This is a genomic window from Deinococcus alpinitundrae, assembly GCF_009982895.1.
GTDB classification, from domain to species: domain Bacteria; phylum Deinococcota; class Deinococci; order Deinococcales; family Deinococcaceae; genus Deinococcus; species Deinococcus alpinitundrae.
The window spans coordinates 20,635-41,843 of the sequence record NZ_WXZL01000025.1 but is presented as its reverse complement, the minus strand read 5'-3'; the positions used below and the strand labels follow the sequence as shown (position 1 = coordinate 41,843).

The following is a 21,209-nucleotide window of genomic DNA, read 5'->3' as shown; positions in this document are numbered from 1 at the left end:
ACTTGCCAGATGACTGGCCTCTCTCCCCTTTCCTACCGCGTCTACGCTGCGCCGCGCACCGAGGGCGGCAAACTCGTTTCGGTGTTTGCGAGCGCCGAGGGCGACTTGCAGGCCCACGCTGCCCGCGCGGGCACGCCCCTTTCGGTGTTTCTTGAAAAGCTCGACGATACCGGCGCTCACCTGCGGGTCTTCACACCCGACCGCGACAAGGGCGACTCCGACAGCGCGGCACTGGCGGTCCTGAGCCACCTCCAAGTCGAAGGGCAGATTGCCGACGTGTCGAGCGTCTGGATGGGTGGCCAGGAATACCCGGCCCAGCTCTGCGGCGGCGAGTGGCTACTGAGACAGGGCGACGTAGCCGTGACGGGCGGGCCGGAAGCCGACCTCGGCCCGCTGGGCATTCAAGCGAACCACCTTCAGATCGCCTCGGCGGGCCGCCCAAATCTGGTCGTCACCGTGCCGACTCTGGACGACCTGACCCGCTTTCAGCCTGATTTCGACCGCATCAGACAGCTCGGCCACGCGACCGACACGACCGGGCTGATCCTCTGCACGCTGGATGCCGGGCGGGCCGACGTGGCGTTCCGAGCCTTCGGGCCGCTGAGGGGCTTCGGTGAGGACGCCGCCAGCAGCAACATGTTCGCTTGCCTGGTGGGTACGTTGAGCGTGCGCGGAGCGCTGCCGGAGAATGAGCCGCTGGTACGCGGCCTCCAGCTGATGCCGGGTGCGCCCTCGCAGCTCAGCGCCCAGTACGCCCCGCAGCCCGGCGGCGCAAGCGGCGTGTGGGTGGGCGGCGCGGCCCGCAGGTCGAATGAATGACGGAACTGAACCTGAGCGCCCCCACCCTCGGTGAATTCCGCCGCGACCTCTCCTTCTCGGCGGTACTGGCGGGCTTCATCGCCGTGCTGGTGGGCGCGTCGAGCAGCATCGGGCTGGTCATCGCCGCCGCGCAGACCGCGCACCTGACCCCCGCGCAGACGAGCAGCTGGATATTCAGCGTCTACATCAGCATCGCCGTCAGCGGGTCGCTTCTGAGCTGGCGTTACCGCGCACCCATTCTGACCGCCTGGACAACGCCGGGCCTGGCTCTGGTCGCCACCCAGGCCAGCCACCTGACCCTGCCGGAGATGATCGGCGCGTATCTGATCAGCGCCGCTCTCATCACGGCACTGGGCCTCAGCGGGGCTTTCGAGCGGGTCACGGCCAGGATTCCGGGGCCGCTGGCGGCGGGGCTGCTGGCGGGCGTGCTGATTCCCTTCGTACTGGGGGCCTTCAAAGCCCTGCCCACCTCGCCGCTGATCGTCGGCGCGATGACGGGCGCGTTTCTGCTGGGCCGTGCCCTCCTGCCGCGCTACGCGGTGCCGCTGGCGCTGGCGGCGGGGGTGATCGCCGCATTGCTGAGCGGCCAGATCGGCGCAGTGGGCGGTGCGGGCGTGTTCGGCACGCTGACATTGACACGGCCCCACTTCACATTGGGCGCGCTGCTGGCCCTGGCCCTGCCGATGACACTGCTGACGCTGGCCTCGCAGAATTTGCCGGGCGTGGCGGTGCTGCGCACCTGCGGCTACGCGCGGGTGCCGACCACGCCGCTGATCTGGGTCACCGGACTGGCCTCACTGCTGTCGGCTCCGTTCGGAGCGCACACCACCAACCTGGCGGCCATCACGGCGGCCATCGGCGCGGGCGAGGAAAGCCACCCCGACCCGGCCCGGCGCTACGTGGCGGGCCTGTCGAGCGCTTTCTTTTACCTGCTGCTGGGCATCTTCGCGGGCTGGGTGGCGGGCGCGGTGGGAGCCGTGCCACCCGCCTTCATCGCCGCGCTCGCCGGGCTGGCCCTGCTCGGCACGGCCACCAGCAGCCTGGTGTCGGCACTCAGCGACGAGCAGTGGCGTGAGGCCGCCGCCGTCACGGTGTTCGTCACCGCCTCGGGGCTGAGCTGGTGGGGACTGGGGAGCGCGTTGTGGGGCCTGATGCTGGGCGGGCTGCTGGGCTGGGGGCTGCGCAGGAGGCAACCGGGACCCCGAGCATGACCCTGGCACGTGTCCCCCTCAGCGCCCTCTCCGCCGGAATGGTCGCCGTGCTGATCAGCTTCGCCAGCAACATTCCGCTGTTCGTGCAGATGTTCGCCGTAGCGCACTTCTCGCCGGGCCAGTCGGTCAGCAGCCTGACCAGCATGTACCTGCTGCTGGGCCTGCTCGGCGCGGGCCTGTGCTTGATCTACAGAGCGCCCGTCATTCTCGGCTGGAACACGCCAGGCCTGGCGGTGCTGATTGCCGAGGGAAGCCGTTTTACGCCGAACGACGTGGTGGGCGCACTGCTGCTCAGCGGCATGGTGCTGACCCTGATCGGCGTCAGCGGCGCGTTCGACGCCGTGGCCCGGCGCATTCCCCCGGCGCTGGCCTCAGCGCTGCTGGCGGGCGTGCTGCTGCCGTTCGTGCTGCGGGGCGTCTCGGCCATCCCCGCCGCCCCCGCGCTGACCCTGCCGCTGCTGGGCACTTACCTGCTGGGCCGCGCCTTCTTTCCGCGCTACGCCGTGCCCGCAGCCTTGGTCGTGGGGCTGGGGACCGCCGCGCTGGGCGGGCAACTGCACCTCAGCGCGCCGCATCCGCTGGGCCACCTCGAACTGATCGCCCCGGCCTTCAGCTTCGGCGCGGCGCTGACCCTGGCCCTGCCGATCACCCTGCTGGCGCTGACGGCCCAGAACCTCACCGGCATCGCCATTCTGCAATCGAGCGGCTACAGCCGGGTGCCGGTCAGGCCGCTGATCACGCTGACCGGGCTGGCCGCCACGCTGGGCGCACCGTTCGGCAGCCTGACCCTCAACATGGGAGCCATTACCGCCGCACTGTGCACCGGGCCGGACGCCCACCCCGACCCGGCCAAGCGCTACTGGGCGGGCCTGAGCTGCGCGGTCGGCTATCTGGCCCTCAGCCTCGGTGCAGGCGCACTGTTGGGCCTGGCCAGTGCCTTTCCCGCCGCGCTGATGCAGTCACTGGCGGGCGTGGCCCTGCTCGGCGCGGTGCTGGGCGGTCTGGAAGGCGTGCTGAGAGACCCGCACTGGCGCGAACCGGCCCTGCTCACCTTGATCGTTACCGCGTCGGGTTTCAGCTTGCTGGGCCTCAGCGGCGCAGTGTGGGGGCTGGGACTGGGCTGGGGCCTGGCGTGGCTACGAACAAAAGCAAGCGCGTAAGCGGAAACGAAATTGAACGCCGCCCCTGACCCCCCTCTCAGCTACATCGCACTCGGCACCTCGATCCCGATGAGTCCGAGCGTCTGCACGAAGGCCCGCTGCAACCTGCCCACCAACGCCAGCCGCGCTTCTCGCAGTCCCGGCTCGCTCGCCAGCACGTTGGTCGCGGGGCGGCCCTCCTTATTCTTGGCGTTGTACCAGCCGTTGAAGGCCGAGGCCAGATCGAGGGCGTACTGGGCCACCACATGCGGGCTGTGGACGCGCACCGAGTTGGCCACCACTTCCGGAAAGCGGGCGACCACCTTGGCGAGGTTCAGATCGAGGTCGGTGATGCTGCCCCAGTCGGCCCCGGAACCGTCGACCGCGTACCCCTCGGCCTGTGCTCTTTTCAAGATGTTCCCGGCCCGTACCGCCGCGTACTGCACGTAGGGGGCGGTGTCGCCCTGGAGGGCCAGCGCCTGGTCCCAGCGGAAGTCGATCTGACGGGTCGGTTCGGCCTTGAGCATGGCGAAACGGATGGCCCCCACGGCGATCCGGCGCACGATTTCCGCGCCCTCAGAGGTGCCGATGACCTCCGGCTTGAGGCTGTGCATCAGCTCGGTGACGAGTTGCCCGGCCTCGTCAATCACGGCGTCGGCGCTGACCCCAATGCCCTTGCGCCCCGAGATGGTCTGGCCCTCGAAGGTCACGAAGGCATACGATAAATGGATGCTGCGCTCCTCTTGCCCCGGCGACCCGGCCACGCCCAGACTGGCCTTGACGATCTTCTGGGGATGCTCCTGGCGCGAGTCGATCACGTTGATGACTTCGGCGGCGTGGCCGAATCTCCGCTCGGTGTCGGGCTGTCCGTCGGGCGCAGAGGTCCAGACGGTGCGGCCCTCGGGGTCGGTCGTGAAGGGCTTGAACTTCATGCCCTCAAACAGGCCGAACTTCCAGAACTGGTAGCCGATGTCCTTGGCGGCGTACATGGCCGTGCCGTCCGAACGCATCAGCACCACCTTGCTCTCCTCCAGCCCCGGCATGAAGGCCGACACGTCCATCACCAGCGCCCCGGCAAACTTACCCTCCAGCGGGCGGGCGGTGTAGCTGCTGTTCTCCAGGATGTTCATGGCCTGACTCAGAAACCCGCTGCCCACCACGTCGGATTCCCAGTTGAGCAGGTCGTAGCGCGCGCCAAGCCGGAAACAGGTCTCGAGGTGGGCCTTCACGATCTGCTCGATCTCGCTTCTCAGCTCGCCGGTTTCCAGGCGGTGAATGACGGCGCGGATGCCGCTTTCGAGTTCGGGTTTGTCGGGGTCGGCGTTGAGCCGCACGTAGCCCTCGCCCATGAAGTGGTCGTACTTCTGCTTGCCGTCCCACTTGCGGCGGTAGTGCGCCTGGGCATAGAGGCTCTCGGCCGCCTGCCGCCCGGTGTCGTCGATGTAGTTCTGAATTTCGACCTCATGCCCAGCGGCGCGGAAGATGCGGCCCATGCTATCGCCCAGAACCACATTGCGGACGTGCCCGACATGCAGCTCCTTGTTGGGATTGACCGAGGTGTGCTCGATGACTACCTTGCCGCTGCCCTGCTCCGGGGTGGCCGGGTCACTCACCACCGCTCGCACGAAGGCTCCGGCGTCCACGAAGAAATTGAGAAATGGGCCAGCAGCCACCGCGCGGGCGATTCCAGCGGGCAGCACCACCGTCTGGGCGAGCTGGGCGGCCACCTGCGCCGGGTTCTGGCCGAGCAGCTTGGCGAGCTGAAAGGCGGCTGGTGTGCCGTAATCGCCGGGCTTGTTCGGCGGCGTTTCCTGAATGGCCACGTCCAGAGGTGCGCCGAGTTGGAAGGCGGCGTTCTCGACGGCGGCTTTGAGCTGGGCCTTGAGGTTCATAAGGGGGGATTTTAGCGCAGGCGGCAAGCCGAACGGCAGCTGACTCTGTACTGACGCCGGACCATCAGGCTGACATCAGGGCGGGTGGTGTATCATCAATTGCTAGAGCGGCGGCCATCCTCACTTCGCCCTCATGACTGGTCGCCACAGGAGTTTCATGAGCGTCCATACCATTAACCAAGCCAAGACCGAATTGGAGCGTGCCCGGCTGCTGGCCGATGTCCACGACTTCCTGAGCGTGCTGCGCGGCATGAACAACGAGCTGACTCCCTTCGATTGGGTGCGCCATCTGGCCCCGGACGGCGAATTCCAGCGCGGCGTGCAGCCCATTCCAGTCGACCACATCACCGGCTCGGTGGACCGCTACCGCGAATTCGACCGCTACTACCTGCCCAAGGAGAAGTACCTCGACGACCGCTGGGTGGGCGTGCGGCGTGCCCAGCTCGACGGCAAGGAGCTACCGCCGATCGAGGTCTACAAGGTCGGGGAACTCTACTTCGTCAAGGACGGCAACCACCGGGTCAGCGTGGCCCGCCGCCAGGGGCAGGCGTACATTGATGCCAGCGTGATCGAGCTGCACGTCACGGTGCCGCCAAGTGAGGGCGACACCTTAAAAGACATGATCATTAAGGGTGAGTACGCTCACTTTCTGAGAGACACCAAACTCGACGAGGTGTCGCCACATCACAAAGACATCCTGTTTACCAAGCCGGGGCGCTACGCCACCCTGATCGAGCACATCAACGCCCGGCGCTATTACCTCGACCTCAAGCCCGGACGCGAGCGGCCCGTGACCTGGGAGGAGGCAGTGGAGAGCTGGTACCGCCGCTTGTACAGCCGCATCGTGGAGAACATCGAAGCCCACGACGTGATGCGCCGCTTTCCGGGCCGCACCGAGGCCGATCTGTACTTGTGGATCATGGACCACCGCTATTTTCTCTCGGAGAAGTACGGCTACGACGTGGGCAGCGAGCGCGCCACGCTGGACTTCAGCAAGAAGCATGCGCCCGGACTCTACAAACGCCTGGGCCAGCGCATGAAGATGGCCTGGCGCGGCAAGCTGGAGCCGAGGCTGTAGGGTTGCGGTCTTGACCGAAGCTGCGCTCTCAGACCGGCGCGCTAGACTCTGCAGCGTGACTTCGCTTTATCTGATCATCAGCATTCTGATGGGCCTGGCGTTGATGGCGCTGCTGCTGCGCCCCGGCCCGGCCCGACCGGTTGCCCTGTGGCTACTGGCGGCGCTGCTGCCGGTGCTGGTATCGGTGACGGCGGCCCTCTACGGACAGGCGCAGGCCCAGCACACCTTGTCGGACTTCAATCCGGCCATGCAGGACCGCGCGTTGGCCTGGCGCGACGCGGGCGGGGCCGAGAACACCTCCACTCTGTCACTCAGCGGGCTGGACGCGGCCTGTGTGGTGCGCGCCGCCCAGCGCGGCGGCACCTACCAGCTCAGCACTTCCACGCTGTTCGTGCCGCATCAGGCCCAACTGCTCGGTCCCTGGCCCAGCAAGGCGCAGGCCGACGCCCTGATGCTCAGCGGTCAACTCAGCTGCCGCCGGGTCAGCCGCGCCGACGAATAACAGCACGGACGAGAAGCCGGGCAAACGCAGCTGACGGCCGCCTGACGCGCCGAGCCACCGTTTTCATGCCCGCCGCTCTTAAGGTAGGAGCGTGAACGGGTTTCTTCGCACCACCCTCGGTCTGCTGGCCCTGCTCGGCGCGTCCAGTCGGGCCGCCGCACCCACTTCCCCGCCGTCTTCTGCCCCCATGACCTACGTGGCACTGGGCGACTCGCTGACCGCCGGATTTCAGTCGGGCGGCCTGACCGCCGAGGATCAGCGCGAGGCCTACCCGGTGCTGATCGCCCAGCTCTCAAAAACGCCTTTCGGCGTTCCGGCAGGCGGTGGCCCCGGCTGCCCGCCGCCGCTGGGCGCGCCAGCGATCAATGCCGCATCGTGCGTGCGGCTCGATGCACGGGTGCGCGGCTCGAACTTCGCCGTGCCGGGCGCGAAGGTGGCCGATCTGCTGGGCCGCAGCGCCCGGAACGCGGGCGACGAGCTGACCCGCCGCCTCTACACCCTGATCCTGGGGCCGCAGCAGACCCAGGTACAGGCGGCCCTCAAGTCCAGGCCGCGCTTCATGACCCTGTGGATCGGCGGCAACGATGTGCTGGACGCCGCCGCCTCAGGCAACCCGGCCCAGGCCACCCCACCGGCCCAATTCGCGGCCAGCTACGACGCGCTGCTGAGCGCCCTGGCCCCCGCCCACGCCCAACTGGTGCTGCTGACGGTGCCAGACGTGACCGCGGCGCCGGTGCTGGTACGCGGCAGCGTGCTGTTTGGCCTCGGCCTGGGTGACGCCTCGTGTCAGGGCAGCGCCGTCCGGGTGGCGGCGACCTGGGTGCTGAGCCACGCGCCGGTGAGCTGCACCGCCGCCTACGCCCTGACCCCGGCCAAACTGGACGCCATTCGGGCGACGGTGGCCGCCTACAACGCCAGCATCCGCCAACTGGCCCACGAGCGCGGCCTTGAGGTCTTCGACGTAGCCTCGCTGCTGGCCGACTTGCAGCGGCCCGACCCCGACCCTGAAAGCCCCCAGCCATTCGGCCCGGACTTCTCGCAGGACGGAGTCCATCTCTCGGCAGCGGCCCAGGAGAAGCTGGCCCGCGCCCTGCTGGTGTTCGGCAACGCGCACCTGAAGCTGGGCGTGGCGCTACCCTAATCAGCTGAGGTCGGCTATTTTCCCACGCAGAAGTTCCGGAACACCGCGTCCACCACGTCCTCCTGCACGTCGCGCCCGGTGAGTTCGGCCAGCGCGCCGAGGGCCTGCTCCAGCTCGTAGCTGGCCAGATCGTCGGGCAGCCAGCGGGCGGCGGCAATATGAATCAGGGCGCGGCGGGCGGCGTCGGCCTGACGCTCGGTGGTGAGCCAGGCCTCGCTGCGCGTCTGGCTGCCCAGCAGGGCCGCGCGCACCGCTTCCCGCAGTTCCGGCAGGCCCACACCCGTCACGGCGCTGACCGGCAAAAACCCGGCAGCCTGCCAGCGCTGGCCAAGGTCGGTCTTGGTTTGCACCCGCAGAATGGGCACGTCGCTGGCGAAATCGAGTGGCTCGTACTCAACGCTGCCGTCTTCGAGCAGCAGCACCAGATCGGCGTTCTGGCCAAGCAGCTGGGCCTGGCGCACGCCCGCCGCCTCGATCTCATCCAACGTCTCGCGCAACCCCGCCGTATCGACCAGCGTGATCGGCACCCCCGCCAGTTCGAGCTGGGCTTCCAAGTAATCGCGGGTGGTTCCGGCAATCGGGGCCACGATGCTGCGCTCGTAGCCGAGCAGGGCGTTGAGCAGACTGGACTTTCCGGCGTTGGGGCGGCCCAGCAGCGCCAGCCGGGCGCCGCGCGTGGCGATCTGTCCGGCGCGGGCGGTGCCGAGCAGGGCCGTGAGTTCGGCCTCGGCGCGGGCCAGCGGCTCGGCGCGCTCCTCTTCCGGCACGCCTTCCTCGGGGTAGTCGAGCATCGCCTGAATGGCCGCCAGGGTACGCGTCACGTCTTCGGCCACGCCCAAGACCCGCGCCGCGATGGCCCCGCTCAAACCCAGGGTCGCCTGCCGCCGGGCCGCGTCGGTCTGGGCATTGACCAGCGAGAGCACCGCCTCGGCCTGGGTCAGGTCGAGCCGCCCGCCCAGGTAGGCCCGCAGGGTGAATTCGCCGGGCCGGGCCGCCCGCGCGCCCACTTCCAGCACCCGGCCCAGCAAGCGGGCCAGCACCGCCGGGCTGCCGTGCGACTGCAACTCGGCTACATCCTCGCCGGTGTAGCTGTGAGGACCACGAAAAACGAGACACAGTCCCTCGTCGAGCGTCTCGCCGTTCTCACCCTTAAATACGCCGTAGAGAAATCTGCCGCCGGGGGTGCGGCTGGGCCGAGTGCGCCCGGCAAACACCGCGTCGGCCACCCGCAGCGCCGCCGGGCCGCTGACGCGCACGATACCCACCCCGGCACTGCCCAGCGCGGTGGCGACGGCAGCGATGGTGTCGGTCAGGCCAGTCATGCAGAGAGGCTAGCAAAAGCCGGGCGCGCAGACTGTTGTGCCCTGCCGGGCGTGAGGCCCAGGCCACCGCTGAATCCCCGGCCTCAGCGTCTGTTGGAGCGCGTCACCATCAGCTTGAACTCGTTGGGACTCGAAGCGTTGTCGCGGGCTTCTTCCATCGAGATGATGTTGGCCTGGTACAGATCGAGCAGGTGCTGGTCGAAGGTGTGCATGCCCCTGATGTTGTCCTCAATAAGCGCCTCCTTGATCTCGTGGGTGCGGTTTTCATCGCGGATGAACTCGGCAATCAGAGGAGTGTTGATCAGCACTTCGTGACCCAGCACCCGGCCCACTCCGTCGGAGCGGCGCAGAAGCCGCTGGCTGACGATGCCCACCAGCGACTCGGCCAGCAGCACCCGGATCTGACCGCGCTCGTATGGAGGAAAGAAGTCGATGACGCGGTTGATGGTCCGCATCGAGTCAAGGGTGTGCAGCGTCGAGAGCACCAGGTGGCCGGTCTGGGCGGCGGTGAGGGCCGCCTCCACCGTTTCCTTGTCACGCATCTCGCCGATCAGGATCACATCGGGGTCCTGGCGCATGGCGTACTTGAGGGCGGTGCCGAAGTCGCGGGTGTCCGCGCCGATCTCGCGCTGGGCCACGATGCTGCGCTGGTTGCGGTGCAAGATCTCGATCGGGTCTTCGATGGTGATGATGTTGTAGGCAAAGTTGCGGTTGATGTGGTCGACCATGCTGGCCATGGTGGTGCTCTTGCCCGAGCCGGTCGGGCCGGTCACCAGAATCAGCCCGCGCGAGGCTTCCGAGAAGGTCCGCAGAACCTCGGTGGGCAGCCCCAGCGTCTCAAAATTGGGAATACTGTCGCCGACCACCCGCATGACGATGCCCACCGCGCCGCGCTGCCGGAAGATGTTGCAGCGAAACCGCCCCATGCCCGAGACACTGTAGGCGGTATCGAGTTCGTTGCGGTACTCGAAATCCTCCCACTGGTCGGCGCTGAGAATGCTCTGGGCCAGCGCCTGGGTATCGGGCGGCATCAGCAACTGGGTGCCGAACTGCACCAGCTGGCCGTCCACCCGGCCGGTCGGCGGGCTGCCCGCCTGCAAATGCACGTCGCTGACCCGGCGCGAGAGCATCTGGCGCAGCAGTTCGTCGAGGTTCACTGGACCGTCTCCCCGTGACCCACCGCAGCGGGCGCGTGCCCTGGCACGGTCAGCGGCAGATTGTCGATCAAGCGCACCCCGAACAACCGGGCCGCCACCAGCAAGCGGGCCTGCGTCGGCGCGTCGGCGGCCGGACCAGTGTCCAGTAAGGCAGTATCGAGCAGCAGGGCATCGGAGCGGTGCGGAGTAGACACCCCCCCATTATCGAGCTGCTTTATGTCACGCATGTCACCGTCCACCAGCCCCAGGTAATCGAGGCGCAGCTCCGGTTCGCTCGCCAGCACGGCGCGGGCGGCAGCCAGCAGTTCGCTCGGGCGGCGCTCGCCCGCCGCGTAGCGCTGCTGGGCCGACCCGAGGGCGCGGGCGATCACGGCGGCCCGCGCCCGCTGCGGCGGCGTGAGATAGCCGTTGCGGCTGCTCAGCGCCAGGCCTTCCTCGCCGGGCAGCGCCGAGCGCACCGTCGGCACGCCCACGATCTCCAGCGGCACATTGAGGTCGCAGACCATCCGGCGCACCACCATCAGTTGCTGCCAGTCCTTTTCGCCAAAGTAGGCCCGCGTCGGCTGCACCAGATTGAACAGCTTGAGCACCACCGTCGCCACCCCGGCGAAGTGGCCGGGCCGCGACGCGCCGTCGTACCCTTCCGAGACGCCCGCGACGCTGACCCGCGTGGCGAAGCCCGGCGGATACATCTGGTCGGTGGCGGGCGCAAACAACACGTCCACCCCGGCTTGCTCGGCAAAGGCCATATCGCCCGGCAGATCGCGTGGGTAGGCGGCGAAATCCTCAGTGGGGCCGAATTGCAGCGGGTTGACGAAAAGGCTGAGCACCACCCGGTCGTTCTCGGCACGGGCACGGCGAATCAGGTGAGCGTGGCCGTCGTGCAGGCGGCCCATCGTCGGCACCAGCCCCAGCGACGAACGCTCCGGCCCCAGCGCGGCCCGCAACTCGGCAGGCGTGTGGACAAGTTGCATCACACCCGGCAAGCTATCAAAAGTTCAGACCCGAGAAGGACAGGGAAATCAGCGTTCCAGGTCGTGCGGCAAGATGAGATCGATCAGCCAGTTGAGCACGGTCAGGATGATGGCCCCCACAAACGCGCCCACGAAGCCCGCCACGTTGAGTGCCGTGAGCGAGGCCACCAGCATCAGCATCAGAGCGTTGACGACCAGGGTAAACAGGCCCAGCGTCAGCACATTGATCGGCAGCGAGAGCAGCAGCAAGATGGGCCGGATGATGGCGTTGATGATGCCCATGACCAGCGCGGCGATCAGCACGTTGATCCAGGTGCTGCCCGGCTCGAACGACACCCCGCTGTAGAGCCGGGTGACGAGGTAGAGCGCCGCTGCACTGATAATGAGTTTCAGGAGGGCATTGAGCATGGCTTTACCTTAAGACCTCGCCGGATGCAGGCGTCTTGAGCCGGGCTTGAGGGAGCGCTCAGAGAGCCGGGTGCTTTACGCCGGGGCACCACAGCGCTTATGCTACGGCCATGCTTCGCTGCAATGCCTGGTGGTGGCCCCGGTTTTCTGGGTGACACTCCGGCTGCCTTGATTCTCGCCGCGCCCAGGAACCGACTTCGTTCCGGGCGCGGTTTCTTGTGGTGTTTCCGCTTCCTGCTCTCACTCCAAAAGGAGCCAGTATGACCCTCACCCCGCCGCAGACCCCGCCAACCCGGACCCAGCCGACGCAGACCCCACCCACCTTCACCGAGGTTCGCGAACTGAATGCCGATCTCGACACGCCGGTCAGCGCCTACCTGAAAGTCACGGGCGGCGCGAAAAAGCTCAGCTTTTTGCTGGAGAGCGTGGAGGGCGGCGAGCGTCAGGCCCGTTACTCATTTATCGGCGTGGGCGAGGTGGGACGCTTTACCCTGAACGGCAAAACGGCGACGCTGAGCGGGGTGCTAGCCCAGGATCAGACCCAGGAGATCCTGGAGACGGCCGACCCGCTCGCTCTGCTCTACACCCGCGTGCTGCGGCCCGTGACGCTGCCCGCCGAGAAGTTCAGCGGCCTGCCGCCCTTCTTCGGCGGCGCGGTGGGCTACGCGGCCTACGACATCATCCGGGTCTACGAGCAGTTGCCCGACGCCAACCCCGACGAGCTGAAGGTGCCCGACGCCCTGTTCATCGTGCCGGAAGGCATTGTCATTTTCGATCATCTGCGCCACAAGCTCTACGCGGTGGCGATCTCCGGGAGCGGGGCCGAGGCCAGGCGCATCGTAGACACGCTGGAAAGGGATCTGCGCGGGCCGCTGCCGGACGTGCCGGGCCGCGAGGCCGCCGAGCCGATGACATTTGAGAGCAACTTCACCTCCGAGGGCTACCAGAACGCCGTCAAGCGCTGCATCGAGTACATCCACGCCGGGGACATCTTTCAGGTGGTGCCGTCTCAGCGCTTCTCGGCGGACCTGACGGTGGAGCCGTTCGCGCTCTACCGGGCGCTGCGCGGCATCAATCCGAGTCCGTATCTGGGTTTCTTGAATCTGGGCGAGGTGACCCTGGTGGCGAGCAGCCCGGAGAGCTTGCTGCGAAGCGATGGCGTGAGCATCGTGACCCGCCCGATTGCCGGAACCCGGCCGCGCGGCCAGACGCCTGAGCAGGACGCCGCGCTGGCCGAGGAGTTACTGGCCGACGAGAAGGAGCGCGCCGAGCACCTGATGCTGGTCGATCTGGGCCGCAACGACATCGGGAGGGTGGCCGAATACGGCAGCGTGACGGTGGAGGACGCCTTTTCCATCGAGCGATACAGCCACGTCATGCACATCGTCAGCGGCGTGCGCGGCAAGCTGCGAGGGGGCCAGACGCCGCTCAACGCCCTGGCCAGCACCCTGCCGATGGGCACGCTGTCGGGCGCACCCAAGATCCGGGCGATGGAGATCATCGACGAGATCGAGCCGGTGCGCCGGGGACCGTATGGCGGAAGTTTCGGCTATATCGCCTTCGATGGCAGCCTGGATATGGCCCTGACCCTGCGGACGATGGTCATCGTCAAAAACCGGATTCACATTCAGGCAGGCGGCGGCGTGGTGGCCGACTCCGACCCGGCCGCCGAGGAGCAGGAAACGAAGAATAAGGCGGCGGCGCTGATGCGGGCGGCGGAGCGGGCGGCGGCGGGGCTGTGAACATCCGCTTGGCCAACGCTGACGACTTACCCGCGCTGCTGAGGCTGCAAAAACTGGCTTTTCAGAGCGAGGCCGAACGCTACCCGGAAACGGAAATCGCGCCGATGCGTCAGACCTTGCCGGAACTTGTGAAGGAGTTTCCCAAATACACAATGCTCGTTGCCGAGCAGGGCGGCGAACCCATCGGCTCGGTGCGTGGGCGGGTCGTGAACGGCCGCGGCGAGATCGGCCGCTTGATGGTACATCCGACTTGGCGCGCCCAGGGCTGGGGCAAATGCCTGATGCGTGAGATAGAGGCCGCGTTGGACGTGACGAACTATATCCTCTTCACCGGAGAGCAGAGCGTGGGCAATCTGAAGCTATACGAATCGCTGGGCTATGTCCGGAGTGGGCAGTTCAAAGCGGGTCCTCTCGTCATGGTTGAGCTGACCAAAACGGGAGTGCTGGCGTAAATGGCGCAGGTCAAGATTTACGGTCACACTGCCCACCTCGCGGCCCACCGTCAGGCCATCTCGGATGCCATTCACGCCGCCTCAATGCAAGTCCTCGGCCTGCCAGAAGGCAAGAGATTCCACCGTTTCTTTCCCCTGACTGCCGAAGACTTTGTTCATCCCGCCGACCGCTCGACGGCTTACCTGATTCTGGAAATCCACCTGTTTCAGGGTCGTCAGCCAGCGACCCTGCGCCAGTACATCCGGCAACTCCAGATCAATCTGGGTGAGGGGGTTGATCTTCCCTTGAACGATCTGGAAGTGACGCTGATAGAAACGCCTGCGGCCCACTGGGGCATTCGCGGTCAGATCGGCGACGAACTGCGGTTAAACTACGAGGTAACGAAATGAACGCGCCCCGCATCCTGATCATCGACAACTACGACTCGTTTACCTACAACCTCGTTCAGTATTTCGGTGAACAGGGCTGCGAATTGACTGTCTGGCGCAACGACGCCTTCACGCTGGCCGAGGTCGAAGCCCTCAACCCCGACGCCATCGTCATCTCCCCCGGTCCCTGCACGCCGCTGGAGGCCGGCCTGAGCGTGGACGTGATCCGCACCTTCGCGCCGAAGTACCCGCTGCTGGGCGTCTGCCTGGGCCACCAGAGCATCGGCGAGGCGTTCGGGGCCAGCGTCAAGCGCGCGCCGATTCCAGTCCACGGCAAGACCAGCCGCGTCTCGCACGACGGTCAAAGCTTGTTTGCGGGCATTGAGGGCGAGGCCCGCGTGACGCGCTACCACAGCCTGATCGTCGAAGACCTGCCGCCGGAACTCGTGGCGACGGCTTGGACCACCGACCAGACTCCGGCGGGCGAGTACCGGGCGCTGATGGCCCTGCGCCACCGCGACTACCCGGTGTTCGGCGTGCAGTTTCACCCGGAGAGCATCGCCACCGAGGACGGCAAGACCATGATCCGCAACTTTCTGAAGGAAGTGCGCCAGCACCAGGCGATTCAAGCATGATCCACGCCCGCTTGATGAACGGCGAGCGCCTCAGTCAGTCGGAGGCGTCGGCCTTCATGGACCAGGTGATGCAGGGCGACGTGAGCGCCACCCGGCTCTCGGCGGCGCTCTCGGCCCTGCGGGTGCGCGGCGAGACCCCCGAGGAGATCGCCGGATTCGCCCAGTCGATGCGCCGACACGCGGTGCGGGTACCGGTGACGCCACGCCCCATCTTGCTGGATACTGCAGGCACCGGCGGCGACGGAGCCAACACCTTCAACATCTCCACGACCGCCGCCTTCGTCATCGCGGCGGGCGGGGTGCATGTCGCCAAGCACGGCAACCGCGCCGCCAGCGCCCGCGCCGGGAGCGCCGACGTGCTCGAAGCGCTGGGCGTCAATCTCGACGCGCCGCCGGAACGGGCCGCCAGTGCCATCGACGAACTCGGCGTGGGCTTCATGTTCGCCCGCAACTACCACCCGGCGCTCAGGCACGCCGCGCCGGTGCGCACCGAACTGGCCTCGCGTACCGCCTTCAACGTACTCGGCCCGATCAGTAACCCCGCCGGAGCGACCCATCAGGTGGTGGGCGTCTACAGCCCGGCCCTGACCCGCACGCTGGCCGAGGTGCTGCGATTACTTGGCAGCACGGCGGCGCTGGTCGTGTCGGGCGAAGGGCTGGACGAGCTGACCGTCAGCGGCCCCACCCGTGTCAGCGAGTTGCGGGCAGGCGAGATCCGCGACTACACCCTGAGTCCGGCGGAGGTGGGCCTGGGCGAGTACCCCCTCTCTGCCCTGATGGGTGGCGACGCCTTCGAGAATGCGGCCATCACCCGCGCGGTCTTGCAGGGCGGCGGCACAGCAGCCCAGCGCGATGTGGTGATGCTCAACGCCGGAGCCGGACTCTACCTGGCAGGAAAAGCCGCAGATTTGCGCGGCGGAGCCGAACTGGCGGGCCAGATTCTGCATGGTGGCGCGGCTTGGACCCTGCTGGAGCGCTACGCGGCCTACACCCACCGCTGAAGGTTGATCAAGCCCGCCTTAATCTCAGCTGCCATGAATGTTACCGAACGGTCAGTTCGTTCCGCTAAGCTCTGGGCATGAGCAAACGACACCCCCTCGGACTGTGGCTGACCGTCGCGGCCCTGGGCCTCAGCGTGACGCTGGGACGAGCCGGCGCGCAGACCATCAGCGATGGCAACACCACCGCTGATGCGCCCTCCGCCGCCAGCCAGACCCAAGCGCCCCTCTCTCCCGCGCTGGACGCCGAGCGGCGCTCTTTCGAGCTGCCCGGTTTCGGCAGGGTGGCTTACTACGCCGACACGCGCGGCACGGGCCGCCCACTGCTGCTCACCACCAGCATCAACGCCGCCGCCAGCGCTTACGAGATGAAGCCCATCTTCGACACCTACGCGGGAACGAGGCCCATCTACGTGCTGGAATGGCCCGGCTTCGGCAGTTCGGCACGCCCTGACGCGACTTACACCCCCGACCTGATGACCCGCGCCCTGAGCGGTCTGGTCGCCCAGATCAGCTCGGACGTGGATGTGGTGTCGCTCTCGCTCGGCTCGGAGTTCGCGGCGCGTGCCGCCCTCTCGGAGCCGCGCATCAAGTCGCTGGCGTTGATCTCCCCCTCCGGCCTGGGCAGCGCGCGCGGCGGCACCCAGCGCGCCCGTGACGAGGACGGCGGCCAGAAGCTCTACCAGCGCCTGCGCACCTTCGGCACACCGCTCTACGCCTTGATCAAGAGTCAGCCGAGCATCCTTTACTTCCTGAAGCAGAGCTTTGTCGGCTCGGTGGATGCGGGGCTTCTCAACTACAGCCGCGAAAGTGCCAACCAGCTGGGCGGCAAGTATGCGCCGCTGTTTTTCATCAGTGGCCGCCTGTTCACGCCCGACGCCTTCGACACCCTGTACAGCAAACTCAACATTCCGGTGCTGGTCCTTTACGACAAAGACAATTACGTGAACTTTGACCGCCTGCCGGACTTCACCGCCAAGAGCAACGTGAGCGCGGTGCGAATCGTGCCGAGCCAGGGCCTGCCGCAGTTCGAGAAACTGCCGCAAGTGAAGGCAGCGCTTGACGGGTTCTGGCAAAACAGCGGTCAGTAAGCATTGCTCGTATAAGGGATGAAGCGGCACTCTTCTGTCTCAACCGCCCTCATGCTAGTGCTCTCAGCTTCCTTTTGTCTCGGCTTCCGCCTTGTTTGCCCTTTCTCCACTGAGACTGACGATTTGCGTTGGGCGTTGTGGCCAAGTGCATCCTTTTCGCTCACTGGCAAATCAGAGGACAGATATTGATGGAGTGACATCTTGCAGTTTACGAAAAAGCTGTCCAGCACGGCTTTGGGCCTCAAAATGAGGACGTGAAAACAAAGAATACCCGTGCTGGACAGCTTTATTCTGACATTCTTGCGACGTTCACGCGCAAGCAGCACCTGGACAGTGTCCAGGTGCTGCTCTGCCTCTTCCTGGCGGCAATGGGGAAACCACTCCCAGCTTATGCAACGGTCAAGTCGCCTGCGGCCCTGAGCCGCTTTTTGAATCAGTATTCCTGGCGCTTGCCCGCCGTCATTCGCGTCATGCGACAGCATGCACACGCTCAACTGAAAGCGTATCGAAGAAGCTGTGCTGGACGTCCTCCACGACTGGAACTCGTCGTCGATCTCACGTCAATGGCCAAGGAAGGCCGCTTCGAGGGGTTGGGAGACTGGATGCACACCTTGAATTCGGTGCACGGGGTCCACATCGTGCTGCTGTATCTCTGCTGTGGAGAACGCCGCCTCCCGTGGTCGTTTTTGATTTGGCGGGGCAAGGGACAACCATCGCCGACCCAACTGGCCTGAAAGCTCCTGCGCGGACTTCCATTGGAAGTCCGCAACAGCAGCAAGACGATTCATCTTTTGGCGGATGGAGGGTTCAGCAGCAAGGCGTTTATCCAGGGCGTCATCGCGCTGGGATTTGCTGTGTTCATTGGGATGCGTGCAGACCGGAAAACCTCGACCGGACAACATTTGCGCGATATCACCACCCCAGGCCGCAGAATTGAGCTGCACGATCTTCCAGGAGTTCCGCTCTGGCTGAGCTGGGTATGGTTGCCGGCCAAAACAGGCGACAAACAGGAACAGCGATTTATCGTCTCAACCGTGCCACGCACCGCTCAGGTCATCAAACACACTGGGAAACGCCGCTGGAAAATTGAAGCCCTGTTCAAGACTCTCAAAAGTCGTTTTGGGTTCGGAAACTTCGGCCAGCACAGTAAAAAAGGCGTACTGCGGTTCCTCTGTCTGAGTCTCCTCAGTTTCTTGCTCTGCCACTTCGAGTTCCTGGATCGCCCGGATCCGGGCGATCCAGCCTGGCCCAATTGGCGTGATCTGGCCTGCCGATTCAGACAAAAATTTCTCGCTGGCGTGCGCCTTACGGAGCTTTATCTAGAGATTGATCGGGTCAATGCTGTCCAGGACGCACTTCTTCATCACGAATTCTAAACTGCAAGATGTCAGTGGAGTGACTCCCGAAGCCCCAGGATGGCCAGAAACACCTGCGCAGCTTCGTGGCTCTCAATCTTCAGCGGTGAGGCGCAGAGTCTGGCTCGGAACCCGCAAAGTGATTTCCCCAGCAGCCCCCCGTGGGCAGTGGCCCAAGCGCCTGATCCGGATGCCAGGCCACAATGACTTCTGAGCCGCGCTGATCTGGTGACCCGGCGCGCGCCGCTCCGCTATCCTCAACCCATGACTGCTTTTCACTTCTCTCTGGCCCGCGCTTGAGCGTCCGCATTCTGGGCGGCGCCGCCAAGGGCCGCGTCCTGAAGGTGCCCGACAGCGCCCGGCCCAGCACGGCGCGGCTGCGTAAGAGCCTGTTCGATCTGCTCTACTCGCGCTTTCCTGAAGGGGCCTCATTCATCGATCTGCACGGCGGCAGCGGCGCGATCGGCCTGGAGGCGGCCAGCCGGGGCTACCAGGTGACCCTGATTGAGCAGGACCTGCGGGCGGTCAAGAATCTGGAGCAGGCGGCCCGCGACCTGGGGCTGCGGGTGCGGGTCGTGCGCGGTGACACGCCTCAGCTGCTCGGCAGTCTGCCGCCGCACGACATCCTCTTTTCCGATCCGCCCTACAGCCAGGACATCGCCAAGCTGACCCGCCAGATTCTGAGCAGCCCGCTGATGGGCGCAGATTCGCTGCTGGTCGCCCAGCACCCCTCTCAACTCAAGTCCGGCGAGGTGGCGGGCTTTGGGGCCGAGCGCCGCACCTACGGCAGCAACGTGCTGACGCTCTACACGCGGCAGCCCCCTGCAGGAGATTCATGAGCAAGACGCCCAAGACACTGGAAACGCGCGGCATGAACGCCGTCTTCCCCGGCAGTTTCGACCCGATCACCAGTGGGCACATGGACGTGCTGACCCGCGCCTCGCGCATCTTCGACCACGTGACCGTGACTGTGATGCACAACGCCCGCAAGCGCAGCACCCACCTCTTTGGCCTGGAGGAGCGCCTTCAGATTCTCGAAGAGGCCACCCGGCACCTGCCCAACGTCAGCGTGGACAGCTTCGGCGGCCTGCTGGTCGACTACATGCGCCAGCAAAACCGCAGCATTATCGTGCGCGGGCTGCGGGCGGTCTCGGACTACGAATACGAACTCCAGATCGCCCACCTGAACCGTCAGCTCGGCGACGTGGAGACGGTGTTCATCATGGCCGCGACCCGCTGGAGCTTCGTGTCGAGCAGCATGGTGCGCGAGATCGCCTCATATGGCGGCGAGGTCGACGAGATCGTGCCGCAGGCCAGCGCCAGGGCCTTGCGGCTCAAGTTCGCGGACGTGCAGCGGCCCGAATAAGCAATCAGTCAGCGGGGTTGATCCGCCGGGTTAGACCTTGCTCCCTGTCGGGCGCGGCGGCTGGCCGTTCCTGTGGGCGGCCTTGAGGGCGGCGAAGGCCTTGCCCCGATGACTCACGGCGCGCTTCTCGGCAAGACTGAGCTGCGCCAAGCTGCGGCCATCCGGCAGCCCGAAGAGGGGATCGTAGCCGAAGCCGCCGACCCCGCGCGGGCCTTCGAGCAGTTTGCCGTCCACCTCGCCCCGGTACTCCTCGATATGGCCGTCGGGGTAGGCCAGCACCAAGACGCTGACGAATCGGGCGCGACGGTCAGCAGCGTTGCGGGTGCGCTCCAGCAAGTACAGGTTGCGCTCGTGATCGTCTCTGCGGTCGCCGAAGCGGGCACTATAGATGCCGGGTTCGCCGCCGAGCGCGGCCACTTCCAGACCGGAATCGTCGGCTAGGGCCGGAAGGCCAGTCTGCATGGACGCGGCGGCGGCCTTGATCATGGCGTTCTCGGCGTAGGTGCTGCCGGTTTCCTCGGGCAGCGTCACGTTGCCCAGCGCTTCGAGCTGCCACCCGAGGCCGGAGAGCGCTTCTCTGAACTCATTGACTTTGCCGGGATTGCTGGTGGCGACCACCACACGCAGCGGGCTGGGATTCGGTGAAGTGGGGCCAGATTCTGGATTGGATTGATTTGGGCTGGGTTGACTCACGTGCTCAAGTGTACGGTCAAGAGCCGGTGGCCGGGGACAGGTTTCTTACAGCTGTTCCTTAACGGGCGCGTTGATCGTCCGGAGGCGTTTCCTCCGGCTTGAGGTCGCCGCCCTCGCCGTACTTGACGCTGAGATAGCGCCGTCCGGCTTCCAGCTTGCGGGTGTGCTGCTGGGCCTGGGCATCGCTGATGGCGCGCATCCGGCGCTCGATCAAGCTGAGCTGCTCGGCCAGCAGCACTTCTCCGTACGCCAGATCGCTGCCAGTGACGCGCAGACTCTGGTAAGCCGTCAGCGCACTGGGCAGATCGTCGTCGGCGGCCTGGCGGGCGTCGTGGGCTTCGCGGGTCAGCACCCCGCCCGCAGCAGTCGAGCGCAGTGCGTCGCGGGTGGAGGTGGCCGCTGCGTTGAGTTTCTGGCGCAGCGGCGGGCTGAGGCTGGCTCCGGCCTTGAGGGTCAGGTGCGCCAGCTTCTGAATGCGCTCGGCTTCCAGCGAGGCCAGTTCGGCGTTCACGTCGCTGCCCGCCAGAACCGCCTGAGTCTCCCGCCGCACCGCCACCTGCCGGGTGCGCCGCCGGAACGATACGAAGGTGAACACCACCCCCGCGATGGCCGCCAGCATCAGCAGCGTGGCGATCAGCGAGCCGTTCAGCGCGGCGATCAGTAAGCAGACCAGCAGCACCCCGATGAGCAGGGTGCTCAACCCGCCCACCACGATCAGGCCCAGCGTGTCTCCGGCCCGGCCCACCGCGAACGCCGCCTGCCCCACCAGCGAGAGCGAACGGCGCTCACGGAGCCAGCTTTGATCTTGCCAGGCGTGGTCTTCTTCAGGAAGTTGAGCTGACATCAGTAAAAACTCCAGAGCGAG

The 21,209-nt window shown here is 66.2% G+C and carries 23 protein-coding genes; 16 read left to right on the top strand and 7 right to left on the bottom strand.

The genetic code is table 11. The annotated features are described in order from the left end of the window. The first annotated feature begins 9 nt into the window (after nucleotides 1-9). Genes GUI70_RS18145 through GUI70_RS18135 form a run of 3 tightly spaced genes read left to right on the top strand, consistent with a single transcriptional unit; the run spans nucleotide 10 to nucleotide 3,190 of the window. Nucleotides 10-819, top strand: a complete 810-nt coding sequence (locus tag GUI70_RS18145; protein WP_161883724.1) for a PhzF family phenazine biosynthesis protein — start codon at nucleotides 10-12, stop codon at nucleotides 817-819. Further along, nucleotides 816-2,030 carry a benzoate/H(+) symporter BenE family transporter gene (locus GUI70_RS18140; protein ID WP_161883723.1) on the top strand — a complete coding sequence of 405 codons (1,215 nt, stop codon included), beginning with the start codon at nucleotides 816-818 and terminating at the stop codon, nucleotides 2,028-2,030. Before GUI70_RS18145 ends, GUI70_RS18140 begins: the two co-directional genes overlap by 4 nt. Beyond that, complete coding sequence (locus GUI70_RS18135) at nucleotides 2,027-3,190, top strand: benzoate/H(+) symporter BenE family transporter (protein WP_161883722.1); 1,164 nt, start codon at nucleotides 2,027-2,029, stop codon at nucleotides 3,188-3,190. The genes GUI70_RS18140 and GUI70_RS18135 overlap by 4 nt, the downstream gene beginning before the upstream one ends. A gap of 41 nt (nucleotides 3,191-3,231) precedes the next feature. Here GUI70_RS18135 and GUI70_RS18130 read toward each other — a convergent pair whose 3' ends face one another. After that, on the bottom strand, nucleotides 3,232-5,061 hold the full coding sequence (locus tag GUI70_RS18130) for an arginine--tRNA ligase (protein ID WP_161883721.1): 1,830 nt from the start codon (nucleotides 5,059-5,061) through the stop codon (nucleotides 3,232-3,234). Nucleotides 5,062-5,218: 157 nt separating this feature from the next. Between GUI70_RS18130 and GUI70_RS18125 the strand changes: the two genes are divergently transcribed. From GUI70_RS18125 to GUI70_RS18115, 3 genes are all read left to right on the top strand, one after another. Next, nucleotides 5,219-6,139 carry a DUF4032 domain-containing protein gene (locus GUI70_RS18125; protein WP_161883720.1) on the top strand — a complete coding sequence of 307 codons (921 nt, stop codon included), beginning with the start codon at nucleotides 5,219-5,221 and terminating at the stop codon, nucleotides 6,137-6,139. A 55-nt stretch (nucleotides 6,140-6,194) separates the two neighbouring features. Then, nucleotides 6,195-6,641, top strand: coding sequence for a hypothetical protein (locus GUI70_RS18120; protein ID WP_161883719.1), 447 nt, complete (start codon nucleotides 6,195-6,197; stop codon nucleotides 6,639-6,641). Nucleotides 6,642-6,732: 91 nt separating this feature from the next. After that, nucleotides 6,733-7,782, top strand: coding sequence for an SGNH/GDSL hydrolase family protein (locus tag GUI70_RS18115; RefSeq protein ID WP_161883718.1), 1,050 nt, complete (start codon nucleotides 6,733-6,735; stop codon nucleotides 7,780-7,782). A gap of 14 nt (nucleotides 7,783-7,796) precedes the next feature. On the opposite strand, the gene mnmE is transcribed toward GUI70_RS18115, so the two are convergent. From mnmE to GUI70_RS18095, 4 genes are all read right to left on the bottom strand, one after another. Then, entirely contained in the window at nucleotides 7,797-9,104 is a 1,308-nt protein-coding gene (gene mnmE / locus GUI70_RS18110; protein ID WP_161883717.1) for a tRNA uridine-5-carboxymethylaminomethyl(34) synthesis GTPase MnmE, read from the bottom strand. An 83-nt stretch (nucleotides 9,105-9,187) separates the two neighbouring features. Next, nucleotides 9,188-10,261: a type IV pilus twitching motility protein PilT gene (locus tag GUI70_RS18105; RefSeq protein WP_161883716.1), complete on the bottom strand. Its 1,074-nt coding sequence runs from the start codon at nucleotides 10,259-10,261 to the stop codon at nucleotides 9,188-9,190. Further along, the gene (panC, locus tag GUI70_RS18100) at nucleotides 10,258-11,235 is read right to left on the bottom strand and encodes a pantoate--beta-alanine ligase (protein WP_161883715.1); all 978 of its coding nucleotides are present in this window, start codon (nucleotides 11,233-11,235) and stop codon (nucleotides 10,258-10,260) included. Before panC ends, GUI70_RS18105 begins: the two co-directional genes overlap by 4 nt. Nucleotides 11,236-11,283: 48 nt before the next feature. Beyond that, nucleotides 11,284-11,643 (bottom strand): phage holin family protein, encoded by a 360-nt coding sequence (locus GUI70_RS18095; RefSeq protein ID WP_161883714.1) that lies wholly within the window; start codon nucleotides 11,641-11,643, stop codon nucleotides 11,284-11,286. 260 nt (nucleotides 11,644-11,903) lie between these two features. Between GUI70_RS18095 and trpE the strand changes: the two genes are divergently transcribed. The 10 genes from trpE (at nucleotide 11,904) to coaD (ending at nucleotide 19,651) form a co-directional block, all read left to right on the top strand. Further along, a complete protein-coding gene (trpE, locus tag GUI70_RS18090; protein ID WP_161883713.1) occupies nucleotides 11,904-13,385 on the top strand; it encodes an anthranilate synthase component I in 1,482 nt (493 codons plus the stop codon). Then, the gene (locus tag GUI70_RS18085; protein ID WP_161883712.1) at nucleotides 13,382-13,837 is read left to right on the top strand and encodes a GNAT family N-acetyltransferase; all 456 of its coding nucleotides are present in this window, start codon (nucleotides 13,382-13,384) and stop codon (nucleotides 13,835-13,837) included. Before trpE ends, GUI70_RS18085 begins: the two co-directional genes overlap by 4 nt. Further along, nucleotides 13,838-14,227: a tautomerase family protein gene (locus tag GUI70_RS18080; protein ID WP_161883711.1), complete on the top strand. Its 390-nt coding sequence runs from the start codon at nucleotides 13,838-13,840 to the stop codon at nucleotides 14,225-14,227. Beyond that, complete coding sequence (locus GUI70_RS18075) at nucleotides 14,224-14,841, top strand: anthranilate synthase component II (RefSeq protein WP_161883710.1); 618 nt, start codon at nucleotides 14,224-14,226, stop codon at nucleotides 14,839-14,841. Before GUI70_RS18080 ends, GUI70_RS18075 begins: the two co-directional genes overlap by 4 nt. Then, entirely contained in the window at nucleotides 14,838-15,842 is a 1,005-nt protein-coding gene (trpD, locus tag GUI70_RS18070; protein ID WP_161883709.1) for an anthranilate phosphoribosyltransferase, read from the top strand. Before GUI70_RS18075 ends, trpD begins: the two co-directional genes overlap by 4 nt. A gap of 77 nt (nucleotides 15,843-15,919) precedes the next feature. Further along, on the top strand, nucleotides 15,920-16,930 hold the full coding sequence (locus GUI70_RS18065; RefSeq protein WP_161883708.1) for an alpha/beta hydrolase: 1,011 nt from the start codon (nucleotides 15,920-15,922) through the stop codon (nucleotides 16,928-16,930). A gap of 254 nt (nucleotides 16,931-17,184) precedes the next feature. Next, the gene (locus GUI70_RS18060) at nucleotides 17,185-17,664 is read left to right on the top strand and encodes a hypothetical protein (RefSeq protein ID WP_161882394.1); all 480 of its coding nucleotides are present in this window, start codon (nucleotides 17,185-17,187) and stop codon (nucleotides 17,662-17,664) included. A gap of 21 nt (nucleotides 17,665-17,685) precedes the next feature. Beyond that, nucleotides 17,686-18,306, top strand: coding sequence for a transposase (locus GUI70_RS18055; protein ID WP_161883707.1), 621 nt, complete (start codon nucleotides 17,686-17,688; stop codon nucleotides 18,304-18,306). A 275-nt stretch (nucleotides 18,307-18,581) separates the two neighbouring features. Further along, a complete protein-coding gene (locus GUI70_RS18050; RefSeq protein WP_161883706.1) occupies nucleotides 18,582-19,124 on the top strand; it encodes an RsmD family RNA methyltransferase in 543 nt (180 codons plus the stop codon). Nucleotides 19,125-19,156: 32 nt separating this feature from the next. Beyond that, complete coding sequence (gene coaD / locus GUI70_RS18045) at nucleotides 19,157-19,651, top strand: pantetheine-phosphate adenylyltransferase (protein ID WP_161883740.1); 495 nt, start codon at nucleotides 19,157-19,159, stop codon at nucleotides 19,649-19,651. Between the two features lie 30 nt (nucleotides 19,652-19,681). Here the strand turns inward: coaD and rdgB are convergent, their stop codons facing one another. Further along, on the bottom strand, nucleotides 19,682-20,278 hold the full coding sequence (rdgB, locus tag GUI70_RS18040) for an RdgB/HAM1 family non-canonical purine NTP pyrophosphatase (protein ID WP_161883739.1): 597 nt from the start codon (nucleotides 20,276-20,278) through the stop codon (nucleotides 19,682-19,684). A gap of 124 nt (nucleotides 20,279-20,402) precedes the next feature. After that, on the bottom strand, nucleotides 20,403-21,188 hold the full coding sequence (locus tag GUI70_RS18035) for a hypothetical protein (protein WP_161883705.1): 786 nt from the start codon (nucleotides 21,186-21,188) through the stop codon (nucleotides 20,403-20,405). Nucleotides 21,189-21,209: the final 21 nt, after the last annotated feature.

Excerpts from the sequence above, each read along its gene's own strand:
- GUI70_RS18145 (WP_161883724.1), top strand. The coding sequence starts at position 10 with ATGACTGGCCTCTCTCCCCTTTCCTACCGCGTCTACGCTGCGCCGCGC.
- GUI70_RS18140 (WP_161883723.1), top strand. The coding sequence starts at position 816 with ATGACGGAACTGAACCTGAGCGCCCCCACCCTCGGTGAATTCCGCCGC.
- GUI70_RS18135 (WP_161883722.1), top strand. The coding sequence starts at position 2,027 with ATGACCCTGGCACGTGTCCCCCTCAGCGCCCTCTCCGCCGGAATGGTC.
- GUI70_RS18130 (WP_161883721.1), bottom strand. The coding sequence starts at position 5,061 with ATGAACCTCAAGGCCCAGCTCAAAGCCGCCGTCGAGAACGCCGCCTTC.
- GUI70_RS18125 (WP_161883720.1), top strand. The coding sequence starts at position 5,219 with ATGAGCGTCCATACCATTAACCAAGCCAAGACCGAATTGGAGCGTGCC.
- mnmE (WP_161883717.1), bottom strand. The coding sequence starts at position 9,104 with ATGACTGGCCTGACCGACACCATCGCTGCCGTCGCCACCGCGCTGGGC.
- panC (WP_161883715.1), bottom strand. The coding sequence starts at position 11,235 with ATGCAACTTGTCCACACGCCTGCCGAGTTGCGGGCCGCGCTGGGGCCG.
- GUI70_RS18095 (WP_161883714.1), bottom strand. The coding sequence starts at position 11,643 with ATGCTCAATGCCCTCCTGAAACTCATTATCAGTGCAGCGGCGCTCTAC.
- trpE (WP_161883713.1), top strand. The coding sequence starts at position 11,904 with ATGACCCTCACCCCGCCGCAGACCCCGCCAACCCGGACCCAGCCGACG.
- GUI70_RS18080 (WP_161883711.1), top strand. The coding sequence starts at position 13,838 with ATGGCGCAGGTCAAGATTTACGGTCACACTGCCCACCTCGCGGCCCAC.
- GUI70_RS18075 (WP_161883710.1), top strand. The coding sequence starts at position 14,224 with ATGAACGCGCCCCGCATCCTGATCATCGACAACTACGACTCGTTTACC.
- trpD (WP_161883709.1), top strand. The coding sequence starts at position 14,838 with ATGATCCACGCCCGCTTGATGAACGGCGAGCGCCTCAGTCAGTCGGAG.
- GUI70_RS18065 (WP_161883708.1), top strand. The coding sequence starts at position 15,920 with ATGAGCAAACGACACCCCCTCGGACTGTGGCTGACCGTCGCGGCCCTG.
- coaD (WP_161883740.1), top strand. The coding sequence starts at position 19,157 with ATGAACGCCGTCTTCCCCGGCAGTTTCGACCCGATCACCAGTGGGCAC.
- GUI70_RS18035 (WP_161883705.1), bottom strand. The coding sequence starts at position 21,188 with ATGTCAGCTCAACTTCCTGAAGAAGACCACGCCTGGCAAGATCAAAGC.